The following is a 15,891-nucleotide window of genomic DNA, read 5'->3' on the forward strand; positions in this document are numbered from 1 at the left end:
GTCGAAGAAACGGGGAATCCGTTGGTCAGCCAGGGTCGGGCAGTTGGGTGAGCCGGTCGAGGGCGGCGGTGATGTGACCGGTCCAGGGCCAGTGCCGGGCCAGGCGGAGGATTCGCCGACGGCCGGTGGTCACGAGCTGTCCGGCCGCGGTGAACAGACGGAGCCGCAGTCGGCGGGGCTCCCAGAGCCTGGCCTTGCCGGTCAGCGCGAGCATCGGCATCCTCCCCCAGACTTCGTCCGGGGGCACCCCCAGCCAGCAGGTCGAGAGCGATCTGCACGATCTCCAGCCAGATCCGGTTCTGGGCGGTGCGGTGCAGAGGCAGGTTCCGCAGCCCGGTGGCCCGGGCGGCCCGGATGCGGTCCTCGGCCCGGGCCCGCAGCCGGTGACGGAGCTCGAGCTCGGCGATCGGACGGTCGGCGGTGTTGGTGGCGAAACAGGTCAGCCGCATGCCGTCCGCATCCGTGAGCCGCAATTGGGCCCCGGGGTGCGGTCGTTCCTTGCGGACGATCAACCGCATGCCCTTGGGCCAGCCGTCCAGGACGTCGCCGGTGAGTTCGGCGACCCAGGCGCCGTCGCGGATCTCGCCGCCGGTCTCGACGGCCGCCGTCCAGGCCGATGCCGGAACCTTCAGCACATGCTGATGGATCGCCTCGGTGATCACCATGCCGACCGAGTAGGACAGCCACCGTCCCCGCTGAGCGAGCCAGGCGACGAAGTCGTGGGTGCCGCCCGCGGAGTCGGTGCGGATCAGGGTCCGGCGCCCGCGCCGGTACTTCTTCGGCAGCTGGACCAGGGCCAGTTGGGCGACGGTGATGTGGTCGACCGCCGTGTTCGATCCCGCATTGCCTGGTCTGAGCAGGGCCGCGACCGGTTCACCGGTGCCGCCCGGTCCGTGGTCGACGAACCCCATCAGCGGGTGGTGGTCGTAGGTTCGCTTCCACGTGGGTGCGGTGTCCTCCTTGTCCGAGTGCGCGATCACCAGCACCCCGTCGAGGTCCACGGTCACCGTCCTGCCCGCATCAGGCGCTGTCCGGCCGGCCAACCGCCAGACACTTTCGCGGACTTCAGCCCGCGCGGCACGGATGACCCGCAGGGCCTTCTCCCCGGAGGCGGCGAGGGTGTCGATGAGGCGAGAGACCGTCGGGTCGGAGGCGACCGGTCCGAACACGGTCGGCTCGGCCTGCAGCACGCCGACATCCGCGAGGCAGTCCCCGCCCAGCGCGACCGCCAGGGCCACGTCCAGCAGGATCTTGCCCGGATCGTGCACCGCCCGAGCCTTCCGCCACGGCGTCAGCGCCGCCGATATCGCGGTGTCCAAGCCGGCCTTGCGGACGGTCTCGACCAGCAGCACGCCCCCGGCCTGCGAGACCACCGCCCGGCCGCCGCCCTCGATGCGGACACGCGGGTACGACCCGATACGCTTCTTCACCTGGAGAGTGCTTCTTTCCGTGCAGCCAACAGGACCCTAGACAAGTCCCATCGTTGCAGGTCAGGAGCACTCTCCGCTTATTTGATCAAGCATCGGACATCCACCTCGTGAAAGCGCGAGGCTAGCTTGAGCGTCAGCAGATCACAGCGAGGGGCGGGCAAGCAAGGGAAGACAAAGAACGATGGAGGAACGACATTGTGTGCCAGTCGCCCGAAGGCACATCGCTTTGCGAGGCGTTGCGTTCCTTGCCCGTCGGAACGGGGACCGCGACGGGCGAGGTGTCCGCCGCCGCGGGCGGGCCCGTCCGGCCGGACCCCGGTCCGAAGTGACACAGCGTGCCGGGTGGGCGGTCCGAGAGGGCGATGGCGGAGGGCCGTACGTGGTTCCCGCGGAACGGGAACAAGTGCGCTTCATTCCTGTGAAGGCCGTGTCACGGAAATGAGTCGGAATCCACTCCTCCAGTATTCAACGGGATTTTGAGAACGGTTTCATTCGGTGCCTCATTGCCGTCGGCGAGTTCGACTGGAAGTCAGCCCTTTCGGCATGAGTGACCGTTGGACAATTCACGGAACGACAATTGACTCACCGGTAACTCCGGGCAGCAACCGCCCCGGCAGTCACGTCCCGTGTGCGGCGGTGCCGGCGTCCGCCGACTCCAGGGCGTCCCGCAGCTCCCGCCGCCCCGACAACCCCAGCTTGCGGTACACGGAGGTCAGGTGGACCTCCACCGTCCGCTGTGTGACGAAGAGCCGCTCGGCGATCCACGCGTTGGACCGGCCGTCGGCTGCCAGCCGGGCCACCTGCGCCTCGCTGTGGGTCAGCGCCCCCAGGCCCCGCGAGACGGGACGGCGGGGCCGTGCGCCGGTGGCGAGCAGAGCCCGGTGGGCGACCCGGTGCAGCGAACGGGAACCGACGGTGTACGCCTCCTCCCAGCCCTGACGCAGGACCTCGCGGGCGGCCTTGTTGTATCCGAGCCGGTGGAGCATCTGCCCCCGGGCGACCCGCACCCGTGCCCGCAGCAGCGCCGCCCCCGTGTCCGCCAGCACCTGCTCGGCCTCCTCCAGCAGCGGCAGCCGTTCGTCGTCATCGACCGTCTCCGCCCAGAGCCCGAGGCCCGACCCCAGGGCGCACGGCAGGTGCGCGGCACGGGCGTGGCCGACGGCCTCCTCGGCCAGCGCGCGGGCCGCACGGCGGTCACCGAGCGCCAGATGCGCCCTCCCGGCCCAGTACCACCAGGGCGACACGGCCGGACTGACGCGCCGCCACTGCGCCTCCCGGCGCTCGCACTCCTCGAGGTGGGCCAGGGCGCGTTTGGGATCGTCCTTCGCCAGGTGCAGCCGGCCGCGGGCGCACAGCACCTCGTTCCACTGCCACGCCTCGTCCTGGACCGGATCGGGTATCTGCGCCTCCAGGAGGGAGGCTTCCGCCACGTCACCCCGGTCGAGAAGGGTGTGCAGCCGCACCGCGAGCGGCAGCGCCTGGTGCACGGTGGCCCGCGGGACGTCGACGTCCCGCAGCACCGCCGCGGTGGCGCGCAGCGCCTCGTCGAGTCCTCCGAGGCGCTGGTGCGCCATCGCGCTGAACGCCAGCAGACTCGGATGGATCCGGTCCGTCAGCGGGTCGGTGTCCTCCAGTAACTGCCGGTAGACGCGCTCCGCCTCGTGCGGCAGGTCGGCGTACAGCAACGCCAGACCGGCGGCACAGCGGAAGGGCATGGCGTCGGTGGTCGACGAGGCGCGGTCGGCGACGGTGCGGGCCGCGGCGACCGACTCGGCGACGCGGTCCAGGCGGCAGACGGAGATGACGGCACGGGCCGCGAGCAGGGCGCGCTCCTCGGCGGTCTCGCCGGGCAGCGAGACATCGAAGGTCACCGTCTCGAGCAGTTCGGTGTAGGCGGCACGGTTCGCCGAGGCCGCGAGCAGCATCTGCGCCTCCAGCAGATGCGGACTCGCCACACCGGACGAGGGCGCGGTCACGTCCGAGCGGTACCGGGCCAGCAGCGCCACCGCGTGGGCCACCTGCCCCCGGCGCGTCAGGGCCTCGGTCAGCGCGCCGAACGCCGTCAGCCGCAGTCCGGGCCGGGACGCCCGCTTCAGCGCCGCCGTCAGGTGGCGGACGCTCGCCGCGGGGTCCACCCTGGTCTCCGCCACACCCAGCTCGACGAGCAGGGCCAGGTCGCACGTGTCCTCGCTCCCCTCGGGCACACAGGGGCGCAGCAGTTCCACCGCCCGGTCCGGCGAGGAGCGCAGCATGGCGTCGCGGGCCGCCTCCCGCAGCACCGTCCGCGCCCACGGCTCCGGCGCCGTCGCGGCGCGGCGCAGGTGTTCGGCCACGTCGGCGGCGCTCGCCCCGCTGTCGTGGAGCAGCCGGGCGGCCCGTCGGTGCGCGGAGGCGAGTTCCTCCCCCGACATGTCACCGAGCACGGCCTTGCGCAGCAGGGCGTGCGCGAACGACCAGGTTCCGTCGCCGTTGGAGGTGACGAACCCGATGGAGCTCAGGACCAGCACCGAGCCGACGAAGGCGGTGCTGTCCAGATGGGCCAGCCGGGCGGACGTCTCCGGGGCCGCGCCGTCGCCGAGCACGGCCAGCGCGCGGGCCGCCTGCACGGTGGTCCGCGGCTGCCGGTGCAGCAGCCGCAGCGCACGCGGGCGGAAGGCCAGGACGTCGTCCTCGTCCATCGACGTGAAATGGGTGGCCGTGAGGGGAAGTTCCTCCTCCCGCAGCGCCGTGAGCAGCCGGGTCACCATCAGCGGATTGCCGTTGGTGGCGGCCAGGGCCGACTCCTGGAAGGCGGAGTCCGCCCCCGTCCCGACGAGCCGCCGGGTCAGCAGGCCGATGCCGGCGCCGGTGAGCGGCCGCGGACGCAGCACGTGGCACAGGGGGAGGGCCGCCACCTCGTTCAGGGACGCCACGTGGGCGCCGCTGGACCGGGCGAGCGCCAGGAGCACGGGCAGACCCGTCATACGCCGCGCGGTGTGGGCGAGGAACCGCAGGGACGCCGGGTCGGCCTCCTCGACGTCGTCGACGGCGATCACCAGCGGACCGGCCATCGCGGCCCGCCGGACGACCTCGTGCAGTTCGGCCAGGACCGAGAACGAGACGCTCGTGGCGCCGACGTCGTAGCGGAGCAGCCCCTGGGGCCGGGCCGTCGCCCCGCCGGGCGGGCTCGGCCACGCGGTCAGCGGCAGCCCGGCCGAACCGTCCGTGCTCAGGCCGGCCAGCAGGGCGTGCGTGGTGCTCAGCGGGAGGCGGTGCCCCGTCTGCCCGGCGCGCGTGTGCACGACGCGCAGGCGCAGCTCCCGGGCCTGCGTCATCAGCGCGTTCATCAGGGTCGTCTTGCCGATGCCGTCGGGACCCTCGAACACCACCAGCGCCGGCTCGCCCGCCGCGGTGCTCCGGAGCAGCCGGGCGATGAGGGCGAGTTCACGCTCGCGCTCCACCAGCTCCGGGCCCGGCCCCTCCGGCCGACGGTCCCGGGGACTGCTCCCGTGCGCAGCGGTCATCACCTTGTCCTCCCTCCCGGAGCACCGGCGGTGGTCCCGCGGGACGTCTGTGCGCGGCGCCGGGGGAGGTTCGGTGATGACCCGCCACCCCGCCCTGCACCTCTTCTGCACGCGTCATCCTGGCTTACCCGGAGCCGACTGGGAAGTCCGCGATCACGCGTGTCCCGCAGCGGGGACCTCGTCCCGGACGTCCTCGCCCGGGACCGGTGCGCCGCCCACCGACGCGCGGCGGCGCAGCGGCCGCACCCGGTCACGGCCCGGTGGGCGACCCGCTGTACAAGTGCAGCCGCTCCCGCCAGAGTCGGGTGTCCACCAGGGCGGCGTCGGACTCCGGCAGACACAGGTACACATCCCGGCTCCCGTCCTCCTCGGGCGTGGGCGCGATGTGCACCGTCGGCACCGGAAGGTCGGGGAACTCGTACCAGAACGGCCGTCCCGCGCCCAGGTCGATCCGGTACAGCGGGAACTGCGACCAGTTGTTGACCGACACGGACGTCGTCGACACGTCGGGCGCCCGTACCGACATCACATGACGGGACACCCCCTTGCGCCGGTAGGAGTCGAGGAAGGCGATCTCGTCGCGGATCTTGTCCTCGGTGTTGCTCTCCAGACAGCGCCGCACGTCCCGCGCGAGGGAACCCAGCGACGACTCGCGCAGCCGGCCCGCCGTGAGCGAAGTCCAGCTGTTGCTGACGCAGTTGCCCCAGTACGACGCCGGCAACGCGTCGCCCAGCCGGGGCCGCACGCCGACGATCAGCCCGAGCCACTCCGTCGCCTCGGCCGGCCGGTTCCGCAACTCGCCCAGCACCTGCCACAGATGGCCGGTCAGCGCGTCGTTCGTCGACACCCAGGCGCCGGGCTCCTGAAGGGTCCGCTGGGCCTCGGCCTTGAGCGCGGCGAGTTCCGCGGCCCCGAAGCGCGTCGTGACGGTGGCGAGCTTGTTGATCCCCGCCCGCAGTGTGGTCGTCAGATGCCGGATCCGGCCCGCGCCGACGAACGCCCGCGCCTCCCGCGTGACGGGGTCGGCGGACGGCCTGCCCAGGGCGTCCAGTGCACCGCGGTCGTGCGAGGGGTCCTCCCACGGCAGCCCGAGGTGCTCGCGCGACCAGCTCTCCAGGAAGGCGACGGTGCTGCCGCCGTCCGCCAGGGTGTGGTTGATAAGCACGCCGAGGACGGACCCGCCGCCCCTCATCCGGGTCAGCCGGATCTTCAGCAGGGGCGTGTCCTTGCCCACGACACCGAAGGCACTCACCTCGCGCAGCAGGTCCCCGATGACCGGCTGGGCGCGCAGGCCGTGGCCGTAGTCGCGCATCGGGTCGGCACAGGCCGCGTCGGTGAACCGCACGCCCGCGTCGGAGCACACCACGCTCAGCCCGCCGTCCGCGTCCCGCTCCAGGCGCCCGGCCAGCAGCGGGTAGCGGCGCAGCGTGCGCGCCAGGGAGTCGCGCAGCGCCGCGCCGTCGAGCGTGTCGCGGTAGAAGAACGTCAGCGGCGTGTACCACGGCCCGGTCAGCAGGTCGTAGCCGGTGAGCCGCACACGGCGGCCGTCCGCCTGCCCGGCGCGCACGGTGTGCACCCGCTCCACCCGGCTGTCGATGACGGTGCGGAAGGCGGGTACGCCCTTCCTCCCCGCCCGCGAGGCGGTGCTTCTCCTTGCCACGGCGGCCTCAGTCCCAGGCCACGAGCAGCTGGTCCACGCCGTAGTGCACGGCCCGGTCGCGCAGCGGAACCTCCTCGGCCGGCGTCGCCAGCCGCAGTGCCGGGAACCGCTCGAACAGGCTGCGCAGTCCGATGCGCATGCTGGCCCGCGCCAGGTGCTGGCCCAGGCACTGGTGCGCGCCGAAGCCCAGGGCGAGGTGCTTGCGCGGGACGCGGGTCACGTCCAGCCGGTCGGGGTCGTCGAAGACCTCCGGGTCGCGGTTGGCGGCGGGCAGCGACAGCACGACCGTCTGACCGGCCTTGATGGTGGTGCCGCCGATCTCGACGTCCTCCAGCGCGCACCGGCTCGACCCCATCTGCGAGATCGTCAGGTACCGCAGGAGCTCGTCCACCGCGCCGGCCTCGTACAGCTCCGGGCGGGCGCGCAGCAGGGCCAGCTGGTCCGGGTGCTCCAGCAGCGCGAAGGTGCTCAGGGCCAGCATGTTCGGGGTGGTGTCGAGCGAGCCGCCGAGGGTGAGGACCGCCAGGTTGACCAGTTCGTCCTCGGTCAGTTCACCGCTCGCCGCGAGCCGCCCGAAGAAGTCCTCGCCGCGCTGCGCCATCCGCTCCCGCACCATCGGCCGGATCAGCGCGTCCATCGACTCCACGTGGTGGATGAACTCCTCCAGCGTGTACGTCAGGGTCATCAGCGCGCCGAAGTGCTCCTGGATGCCGTCCATCAGCTCCGGGGAGACGTCCATCAGCGAACACACCGAGCGCAGACTGACCTTCTCCGCGAAGTCGGTCACCAGGTCGGCGGGGGAGCCCTGCGCGGCCATCGCCTCCAGCGCCCCGTCGACGATCCGCGTCAGCTGCGGTTCGTAGCTCTGGATGCGGCGCAGCGTGAAGTGGCCGGCCAGCAGCCGCCGGTACTTGGTGTGCTCGGGGGCGTCCATCTTCGCGAAGGAGCCGGGCGGCGAGGGCTGCGGCGCGTACTCGGTCATCGGGAACGGCGGCGCGACCACGTGCGCCAGCAGTTCGTTGCGGTGGCTGAAGCGGTCGTCGGCGAGGATCTGCCGGACCAGGTCGTGGCGGGTCACCAGCCAGCCCGAGGTGTCCTTGGGGGCCACCTGGAAGGTCACGGGACTGACCGGTTCCTCGGCGCGCAGCCGGGAGTACTCGGCGGGCGGGTCGAACGGGCACCTTCCGCGTTCCGAGGGGATCACGGGCGGGCCGGGCCTGGGCTTCATGAAGTCACTCCGTCGGCAGGGTGGGGGAGGGTCGGTAGGGGGTGGGGCCCGGCCTCACGCGCGGTGCACCCGCAGCGGCAGGTGCCGTGCGCCGAAGACGTTGGTGCCGTGCCAGGTGAGCCGCACCGAAGGGTCGACGGCGATGCGGTCGTACCGGTCGAGCAGGGCCTCCAGCGCGATCCGGCCCTCCAGCCGGGCCAGCGGGGCCCCGATGCAGTAGTGGATGCCGTGTCCGAACGCCGCCTGGCGGGAGTTGGAGCGGCCCGCGCGGAACTCGTCGGCGCCCTCGAAGACCCGCTCGTCGCGGTTGGCCGACAGCAGCCAGAGGTGGACCAGCGTGTCGGGGCCGACCGCCGTTCCGGCGACGGTCGTCCCGGTGGTGGTGACCCGCTCGATCCGGGTGAAGGGCGGACGCAGCCGCAGCGTCTCCTCGATCACCGCCGGGATCAGCGAGCGGTCCGCGCGCACCTTCGCCAGCAGTTCGGGGTCACGGTCCAGGCAGAGCAGCGCATTGCCCACGAGCACCGAGGTGGTGATGTGCCCGGCGAGCAGCAGCAGGGTCGCGAAGCTCGCGATGTCCTCGTCCTCCAGCCGCTCGCCGTCGACCTCGGCGCCGACCAGGGTGCTCAGCAGGTCGCCGGTCGGCTCCCTGCGCCGGGCCTCGATGAAGCCCTGGAGGTAGGCGGAAATGGTGACCGCCGTCTCCTCCATCCGGCGCACGCTCTCCGGGTCCTCCGGGTCGGTGGACAGCAGCTGGTCCGCCCAGCCCTGGAAGCGGTCGCGGTCCTCGGCCGGGACCCCCAGCATGCGGGCGATGACCGTCACCGGCAGCGGGTTGGCCAGCGTGTCCACCAGGTCGAAGGCGTCCTCGGGAGCCGCGTCCAGCAACTGCCCGGTCAGCTCTGTGATCCACGGCTCGAGACCGGCGATCAGCCCCGGCGTGAAGGCCTTGCTCACCAGACGGCGCATCTTGCCGTGCAGCGGCGGGTCCAGCAGGAGCAGCGTGCCGCGCGGAGCCTGCTTCTCACCGCCCGACAGCCTGCCCACGGTGTCCGAGGAGAACGTCGCGGGATCGGCGAGGATCCGCTGCACGTCCGAGTGACGGAACACGTGCACATGACCGGCGCCGTCGCGCCAGGCCGGCTGCTCCTCGCGCATCCGGGCCGCCCAGGCCAGCAGGGCGACGCCGCCGTCCGGCTCCACGGCCGGCGGGCGTTCGGGCGCGGAGTTGGCCCCGGGCGCCGGGTCGAGTGTGTCCGGGGTGCTTTGCTGCGCCACCCAGGTCCCCTTTCGCAGGTGTCGTACGACGGCTCCGGCAGGCGGCGTTCCGCATCGCCGGCCGGGCTGCCCGATCGCCCGGTCACTCCAGCACGGGGGCGCCGCGCCGGGCCAGCGCGGGCCGCGAGGTCTAGGGATTCACCGAGTCCTGGCCGCGACGGCGCGGCCAGGACCCCTCCGGTGCGGCGCGGCGTGCGAAGTTCTGGAGGAAACCCCAGTCAGCGGTCGCCGCACGGCCGAACCCCGGTGCGGGCACCGCAAGATGGGCTCGCTCCGGCATCCCACGCAAGCGACGAGCGCACAGGAGGCCCGCATGGACATCACGATCGACCATGACAAGTGCATTGGCGCCGGCCAGTGCGCCCTCATCGCACCCGAGGTCTTCGACCAGGACGACGACGGAATGGCCCTGCTGCTCGTCGACCGACCCGGGGCCGCGCAGGCCCCCGCCGTGCGGGAGGCCGCCGAGTCCTGCCCGCTGAGCGCCATTTCCGTGGCGGAGGACCGGCGCGGGGCGGCCTGAGCGCCACCCCGGTTCGCCCCCACGGACCCGACGAGGAGAGGAACCCATGCGCGTCCTGTTCGCCGGCCTGCCGGAGAAGTCGCACGTCTTCACCATGGTGCCGCTGGCCTGGGCCCTGACGGCCGCCGGGCACGAGGTGCTGATGGCCAACGCACCGTCCCTGAACGACGCCGTCACCGGCGCCGGCCTCGTCGCCGCCCCGGTCGGCACCGACCACGACCTGCACCGCGAGATGGCCGTCGCCCGCGACTCCCAGGACGCCGACGTCGCCAACTGGAGCCGCCTCGGCTACGGCGACGTCGACCACGCGAGCCTCGTCGAGCGCTACTCGATCAGCGTCCCCTACGGATTCGCCCGCTACAACGACCCGATCCTCGACGACCTCGTCGCCCTCGCCCGCGACTGGCGCCCCGACCTGATCATCCGCGACCCCATCGCCTACGCGGGCGGTATCGCCGCCCGTGCCTGCGGCGCCGCGCACGCACGCCTGCTGTGGTGCGCCGACGTCTACGGACAGGCCCGCCGCACCTTCGTCGAACTCGCCCTCGACATGCCCGAGGACCGGCGTGCCGACCCGCTCGCCGACTGGATCGACGAACGCGGCAGCGCCCACGGCGTGCGCTGCGACGAGGAACTGCTCAACGGCCAGTTCACCCTCGACACACTGCCGCAGAGCCTGCGCCCCGCCAGCGACCTGAAGCAGCTCTCCATGCGGTACGTGCCCTACAACGGCACCGCCGTGCAGTGGGACTGGCTGCGCGAACAGCCCAAGCGGCCCCGGATCTGCGTCACCCTGGGCCGCACCAACACCGAGGCCTACGGCGGCGACTACGTGGACGTCGCCGACCTGCTGAGCGCCCTGTCCCGGCTCGACGCCGACATCGTCGCCGCGCTCATGCCCGAACAGGCCGAGGACCTCGACGACCTGCCCGCCAACGTCCGCGCCGTCAGCGGGGTGGCGCTCAGCACCCTGCTGCCCACCTGCTCCGCCGTGGTCCACCACGGCGGCTGGGGCACCTTCTCCACCGCCCTGGTCAACGCCGTGCCGCAGCTCGCCCTGTCCACCCTCGTCGCCGACCAGGAACTGCGCGGCCGGAGCCTGGAGGACAACGGCGCGGGCCTCTTCCTGCACCACTCCGAAGCCGACCCGGACCGGGTCACGGACCTCACCCGGCGCCTCCTGGAGGAACCCTCCTTCACCACCGCCGCACGCCGGCTGCGCGACGAGTCCGCAGCCATGCCCACCCCGCACGCCGTCGTCCCGGAACTCGAACGTCTCACCGCGGCCCGCTGAACCACCCACCGCGGTCGCCGCGCCCACAACCGCACGCCCTGAGGAAGGAGGACGGCGCCCGCTCGGTACGCCCGCTGACGCGCGCCGCACCCCGATGAGTAAGACGCGCATCCTGGTGACCGGCGGGGCCGGCTTCATCGGATCCCACTACGTCCGCACCCTGCTCGGCCCCCTCGGCCCCGACGACGTCACCGTCACCGTCCTCGACGCCTTCACCTACGCGGCCAACCCGGCCAACCTCGACCCGGTGGCGGACTCCCCCCGCTACCGGCTCGTCATCGGCGACATCTGCGACAGCGAGCACGTCGACCGGCTGATGGCCGAACACGACCAGGTCGTGCACTTCGCCGCCGAGTCGCACGTCGACCGCTCCCTCGCCAGCGCCACCGAGTTCGTGCGCTCCAACGTCCTGGGCACCCAGACCCTCCTGGACGCCGCGCTGCGCCACGGCATCGACCGGTTCGTGCACATCTCCACCGACGAGGTCTACGGCTCCATCCCCGAGGGCTCCTGCTCCGAGGAACAGCCCCTGCACCCCAACTCGCCGTACGCGGCGTCCAAGGCGTCCAGCGACCTCATCGCCCTGGCCTACCACCGCTCCCACGGGCTGGACGTGCGCGTCACCCGGTGCTCGAACAACTACGGGCACCACCAGTTCCCCGAAAAGATCATCCCGCTGTTCGTCACCCGCCTCCTCGCGGGCGGCAAGGTCCCCCTCTACGGTGACGGCCTGAACGTGCGCGACTGGCTCCACGTCGACGACCACGTCCGCGCCGTCGAGCTAGTCCGCACCGGGGGGAGGGCCGGCGAGGTCTACAACATCGGCGGCGGCACCGAACTCGACAACCGCGGTCTGACCGCGCTGCTCCTGGAGGCCTGCGGCGCCGACTGGGACAGCGTGGAGTACGTCACCGACCGCAAGGGCCACGACCGCCGCTACTCCGTGGACTGGCGCAAGGCCCACGTCGAGCTCGGCTACAAGCCGCAGAAGGACTTCACCGAGGGCCTCGCCGAGACGGTCGCCTGGTACCGGGACAACCGCCAGGTGTGGGGCCGGGCGCTCGACCCGGACCGGACGGCCGGGACCGCGCCGTGCTGACCTGGCGCACCCTCGGCCCGCTGCGGGTGTCGCACGGCCACCGCGACGTCACCCCCACCGCGCCGAAGGTCCGCCAGGTGCTGGCCGTGCTGCTGGCCCGCCGCAACAGCGTCGTCCCGCTGAGCGCGCTCACGGCCGAACTCTGGCCGGGACATCCGCCGCGCAGCGCCACCGCCACCGTGCAGACCTACGCGTACCAGCTGCGCAAGGCGCTGCACGGCGGCGAGGACCCCGGCGACACCGGCCCCCTCGTCACCCGCGCGCACGGCTACCTGCTGCGCGTGGAGCCGGGGGAGTGCGACGCGGAGGAGTTCGCCCGGCTCACCGGCCGGGCACGGTCGGCGCTGGCCGACGACGACCCGGCCGGCGCCGTCGCTCTCCTCGACCGGGCCCTCCTGCTGTGGAACGGCCCGCCGTTCACGGACGTCACCCACGGCCCCGCGCTGCACGGGTACGCCCAGCGGCTGGAGGAACTCCACCTCCAGGCCGAGGAATTGCGCATCACTGCGGGCTTCCGCCTCGGTCGGCACCGCGAACTCGTCGGTGAACTGAAGGAACTGGCCTGCACCTACCCGCTGCACGAGTGGTTCCAGGGCACCCTCATCATCGCCCTCCAGCGCTGCGGCCGACGCAGCGAGGCACTGGAGGTCTACCAGCGCCTGAGCACACAGCTGCGGGACGAACTGGGCCTGGATCCCTCACCCGGTCTTCAGCGGCTGCGCCAGCACGTGCTGACCGACCGGGTCAGCACGGCCGACCTGGACCTCCTGCCCGGCTGACGTCGCCGCCCCGCCCGCCGCTCACCCGTCGGCGGCGGGCCCGTCGTGCTGCCCGGCCGCCGCGGCCCGCCACAGGTCCTCCACCATGTCGCGCGGGGTGCGCCGCGGCTCCCAGCCGAGGACCGTACGCGCGGCCGACACGTCCACGGCCATCCAGTCGGCGTCCGGCAGCGACCGCGGACCCGTCCCGGGCAGCTCCACGAGCCGCGCGGGACGGCCGCTGATCGAGATCAGCAGGTCCACCATGTCCCGGACCGGCTGCGAGGCGCCACTGGCGATGTTCACCACCCGCCCGCGGCCGTCCGCGGCGCCCACCGCCGCCACCACGGCCCACGACACGTCCTGCGCGTCGACGAAGTCCCGGCTGCTGCGCAGCGGTGACACCCGCACCTGAGCGGGCCGTCCCCGCACCGCCCGGTCGAGGAGCTGCGCGGCCACCTGGCCGAGCAGACTGCCCCGCGGGGTGCCGGCCCCGATCACGTTCGACAACCGCAGCACCACCGCATCCACGGCACCCGTCTCCACGGCCCGCAGCACCGCCCGGGTGCCGTGGAGCTTGGTGCGCCCGTAGTCCGTGGCCGGTTCCTCCGGCGAGGACTCGGTCAGCCATACCCCGCGGGGCTGTGGCGCGTACTCGTGCACGGATCCCAACTGCACCAGCCGCGCCCGGTGTCCGGACACGGCGAGCGCCGACAGCAGGCGGTCCACGAGCAGCCGGTTGCTGCGGTGCATCCCTTCCACGGTGCGGGACCACACCTCGCCCGCGGCGTTCACCACGGCCACGGGGCGTTCCCGGTCGATGAGTTCGACCAGTGCCCCGGGGCCGGCGTCGACCAGGTCCATCGGATGGAAGCGCCAGGACGCGGGTGTCTTGCGGGGATGACGGGCCACTGCGAGGATCTCGTACCCGGCCTGCTCCAGGGCGCCGCCCACGTGGCGGCCGACGAACCCGGTCGCCCCGAGAACCACCACACGGCCGGACCTCCTGTCCGCGGCGTTGGGCAGTCCCAGCTCACCGACCTCCGCCATTGCCTCTCTCCTCCCGGGCCCGCGCGGTGCGCCCGTTCGCCGTGTGCTGCCCCGCTGAGACGCGGGTGTGACGTCTCCACTGAAGCAGCCGCCGATCGAGGACCGATCCAGGCCCCGTCGAGTGGAGCGGGCCACCAACGGTTCTCGACCGGTCCTCGATCCCGACGACCTACCGTGTGGCCACCATGAAGGTTCGAGAGATGGCTGTGCCGGACGCCTACCACATCACTCCGTACCAGCACCGCGACGAGCGCGGGAGCTTCTACGAGTCGTTCCGGCACGACAGGCTGGCCGAGGAACTCGGCCGCCCCGTGCCCGTGGCGCAGGTGAACTACTCGGTGTCGCGCCGCAGCACCCTGCGCGGACTGCACGGCACGCTGCTGCCGCCGGGGCAGGCGAAAGTGGTGTGCGTGGTGCGCGGCGCCGTCCTCGACATCGTCGTGGACCTGAGGGTCGGCTCCCCGACCTGGGGAGTGCACGAGGCGAACCGGCTGTCCGCCGAGTCGGGCGACACACTGTTCGTCGCCGAAGGCCTGGTGCACGGCTTCCTCGCCCTCACCGACGACACCTGCGTGTCGTATCTGTGCTCCACCGAGTTCGTGCCCGGCACGCAGGTGGACATCGACCCCTTCGACCCGGACCTCGCCCTGCCCTGGCGCCTGTCGGAGGCACCCCTGATGTCGCGGAAGGACTCGACGGCGATCTCCGTCGCCGAGGCCCGGGACACCGGCCTCCTGGCCCGATACGAGGACTGCCTGGCCTACTACGAGGCGCTGCGCGAGGGCCCCCGCTGACCCACTGGCCACCCGGCCCCGAGGGCCGGCTGACACCCATCGGAGAGCTGATGCCGCCCGGCACACCCACCCCCGGCCGCCACTACGCCCTGCTGCTCTTCGCGGACTTCGGCCATGTCGCCCCCACCCTGGGGGTGGCGCGCGAACTCATCGCCCGCGGCCACCGCGTCACCTACGTCGTCGACGAGCGGTTCGCCCCCCTCGTCGAGGACTGCGGCGCCCGTGCCGTCACCTACACCTCCGCGCGCGGCGCGTTCTACCGCACCGGCGACCCGAGCCCCGACCGGCTCGCCCGCGACGGCTACGACCTCCTCGTCGACACCGTCCGCACCGTCTTCCCCGCGGCCCGCGACGGCCTCGCCGCCGACCCGCCCGACGCGGTGCTCTACGACTTCGAGACCGTCGCCGCCGGCCGGGTCACCGCCCGTGTCCTGGACGCCGTGCCGGTGCAGGTCTGCCCGAGCCACGCGGCCAACGAGACGTTCTCCCTGCGCGCCCAGCTGTGGGACCCGGGGCATCCGCTGATGGCCGAGGGCGCCTCGGTGCTCATCGACTTCATGGGACAACACGGCATCGGCCTGGAGGAGATGGGCCGTTACGGCGCCGAATGGGACGAGCGCAACCTGGTCTTCCTGCCGCGCGCGTTCCAGATCGAGGGGGACTCCTTCGACGACCGGTTCGCCTTCGTGGGCCCCACCTTCACCGAACCCCGCCCGGGCCTGTGGTCGCCGCCCGCCGACGGATGCCGCGTCGCCCTCGTCTCGCTGGGCACGGAGTCCGGTGACCGCGGCGGCTTCTTCCGGCTGTGCGCCGAGGCGTTCCCCGCGTCCGAATGGCAGGTCGTGATGACGCTCGGTCGGGACACCGACCCCGCCGCCCTGGGGCCGCTGCCCGCTCATGTCGAGGCCCACTCCTGGCTGCCGCACCCCGCCGTGCTGCCGCACGCCGACGTGTTCGTGTGCCACGCGGGCATGGGCAGCCTGATGGAGTCCCTGGCCTACGGAACGCCCGTGGTCGCCCTGCCGCACGCCCACGAACTCGTCCTGAGCGCCCGCCGGCTGGAGGAGCGCGGGGTGGGACGCAACCTGCCCCGGGCCGGTCTGACCGCCCGGGGTCTCGCGGACACGGTCGCCGGACTCCTCGCCGACCCCGCGACGCCGCCCGCGCTGTCCCGTATGCGGGAGGCCGTGCGCGAGGCGGGCGGCGCCGCCCGCGCCGCCGACCTGCTGGAGGCGTGGGCCGCGCGGTCCCCCGCGGTCGAAGCGGCGGGCTGA

General features: G+C 72.9%; 11 protein-coding genes and 1 pseudogene. 6 read left to right on the forward strand and 6 right to left on the reverse strand.

Features of this window, described 5'->3' with window-relative positions; genetic code table 11:
- Window positions 1-25: 25 nt before the first annotated feature.
- From OHB56_RS37255 to OHB56_RS37275, 5 genes and pseudogenes are all read right to left on the reverse strand, one after another.
- A pseudogene (locus tag OHB56_RS37255) lies at window positions 26-1,430 on the reverse strand (IS1380 family transposase).
- Between the two features lie 617 nt (window positions 1,431-2,047).
- Window positions 2,048-4,933, reverse strand: a complete 2,886-nt coding sequence (locus OHB56_RS37260; RefSeq protein WP_326756115.1) for an AAA family ATPase — start codon at window positions 4,931-4,933, stop codon at window positions 2,048-2,050.
- A gap of 250 nt (window positions 4,934-5,183) precedes the next feature.
- The gene (locus OHB56_RS37265; protein WP_326756116.1) at window positions 5,184-6,593 is read right to left on the reverse strand and encodes an acyltransferase; all 1,410 of its coding nucleotides are present in this window, start codon (window positions 6,591-6,593) and stop codon (window positions 5,184-5,186) included.
- Between the two features lie 7 nt (window positions 6,594-6,600).
- Complete coding sequence (locus OHB56_RS37270; RefSeq protein WP_055630463.1) at window positions 6,601-7,821, reverse strand: cytochrome P450; 1,221 nt, start codon at window positions 7,819-7,821, stop codon at window positions 6,601-6,603.
- 54 nt (window positions 7,822-7,875) lie between these two features.
- Entirely contained in the window at window positions 7,876-9,099 is a 1,224-nt protein-coding gene (locus tag OHB56_RS37275) for a cytochrome P450 (RefSeq protein ID WP_406358277.1), read from the reverse strand.
- Between the two features lie 313 nt (window positions 9,100-9,412).
- Between OHB56_RS37275 and OHB56_RS37280 the strand changes: the two genes are divergently transcribed.
- The 4 genes from OHB56_RS37280 to OHB56_RS37295 all read left to right on the forward strand — a co-directional run bounded on the left by OHB56_RS37280 (window position 9,413) and on the right by OHB56_RS37295 (window position 12,794).
- Window positions 9,413-9,622: a ferredoxin gene (locus tag OHB56_RS37280; protein WP_055629155.1), complete on the forward strand. Its 210-nt coding sequence runs from the start codon at window positions 9,413-9,415 to the stop codon at window positions 9,620-9,622.
- Between the two features lie 46 nt (window positions 9,623-9,668).
- Window positions 9,669-10,916 (forward strand): activator-dependent family glycosyltransferase, encoded by a 1,248-nt coding sequence (locus OHB56_RS37285; RefSeq protein ID WP_326756118.1) that lies wholly within the window; start codon window positions 9,669-9,671, stop codon window positions 10,914-10,916.
- 94 nt (window positions 10,917-11,010) lie between these two features.
- The gene (gene rfbB / locus OHB56_RS37290) at window positions 11,011-12,015 is read left to right on the forward strand and encodes a dTDP-glucose 4,6-dehydratase (protein WP_326756119.1); all 1,005 of its coding nucleotides are present in this window, start codon (window positions 11,011-11,013) and stop codon (window positions 12,013-12,015) included.
- Entirely contained in the window at window positions 12,009-12,794 is a 786-nt protein-coding gene (locus OHB56_RS37295) for an AfsR/SARP family transcriptional regulator (protein WP_063793889.1), read from the forward strand. Before rfbB ends, OHB56_RS37295 begins: the two co-directional genes overlap by 7 nt.
- Before the next feature lie 21 nt (window positions 12,795-12,815).
- Here the strand turns inward: OHB56_RS37295 and OHB56_RS37300 are convergent, their stop codons facing one another.
- Window positions 12,816-13,823 carry an NAD(P)-dependent oxidoreductase gene (locus OHB56_RS37300; protein WP_326756120.1) on the reverse strand — a complete coding sequence of 336 codons (1,008 nt, stop codon included), beginning with the start codon at window positions 13,821-13,823 and terminating at the stop codon, window positions 12,816-12,818.
- A gap of 200 nt (window positions 13,824-14,023) precedes the next feature.
- Here OHB56_RS37300 and OHB56_RS37305 point away from each other — a divergent pair, with 200 nt between their 5' ends.
- Entirely contained in the window at window positions 14,024-14,617 is a 594-nt protein-coding gene (locus OHB56_RS37305) for a dTDP-4-dehydrorhamnose 3,5-epimerase family protein (protein ID WP_406358281.1), read from the forward strand.
- 50 nt (window positions 14,618-14,667) lie between these two features.
- Window positions 14,668-15,891, forward strand: coding sequence for a macrolide family glycosyltransferase (locus tag OHB56_RS37310; RefSeq protein WP_326756121.1), 1,224 nt, complete (start codon window positions 14,668-14,670; stop codon window positions 15,889-15,891).

The organism is Streptomyces sp. NBC_01635, from assembly GCF_045209715.1.
Lineage (GTDB): Bacteria > Actinomycetota > Actinomycetes > Streptomycetales > Streptomycetaceae > Streptomyces > Streptomyces hirsutus.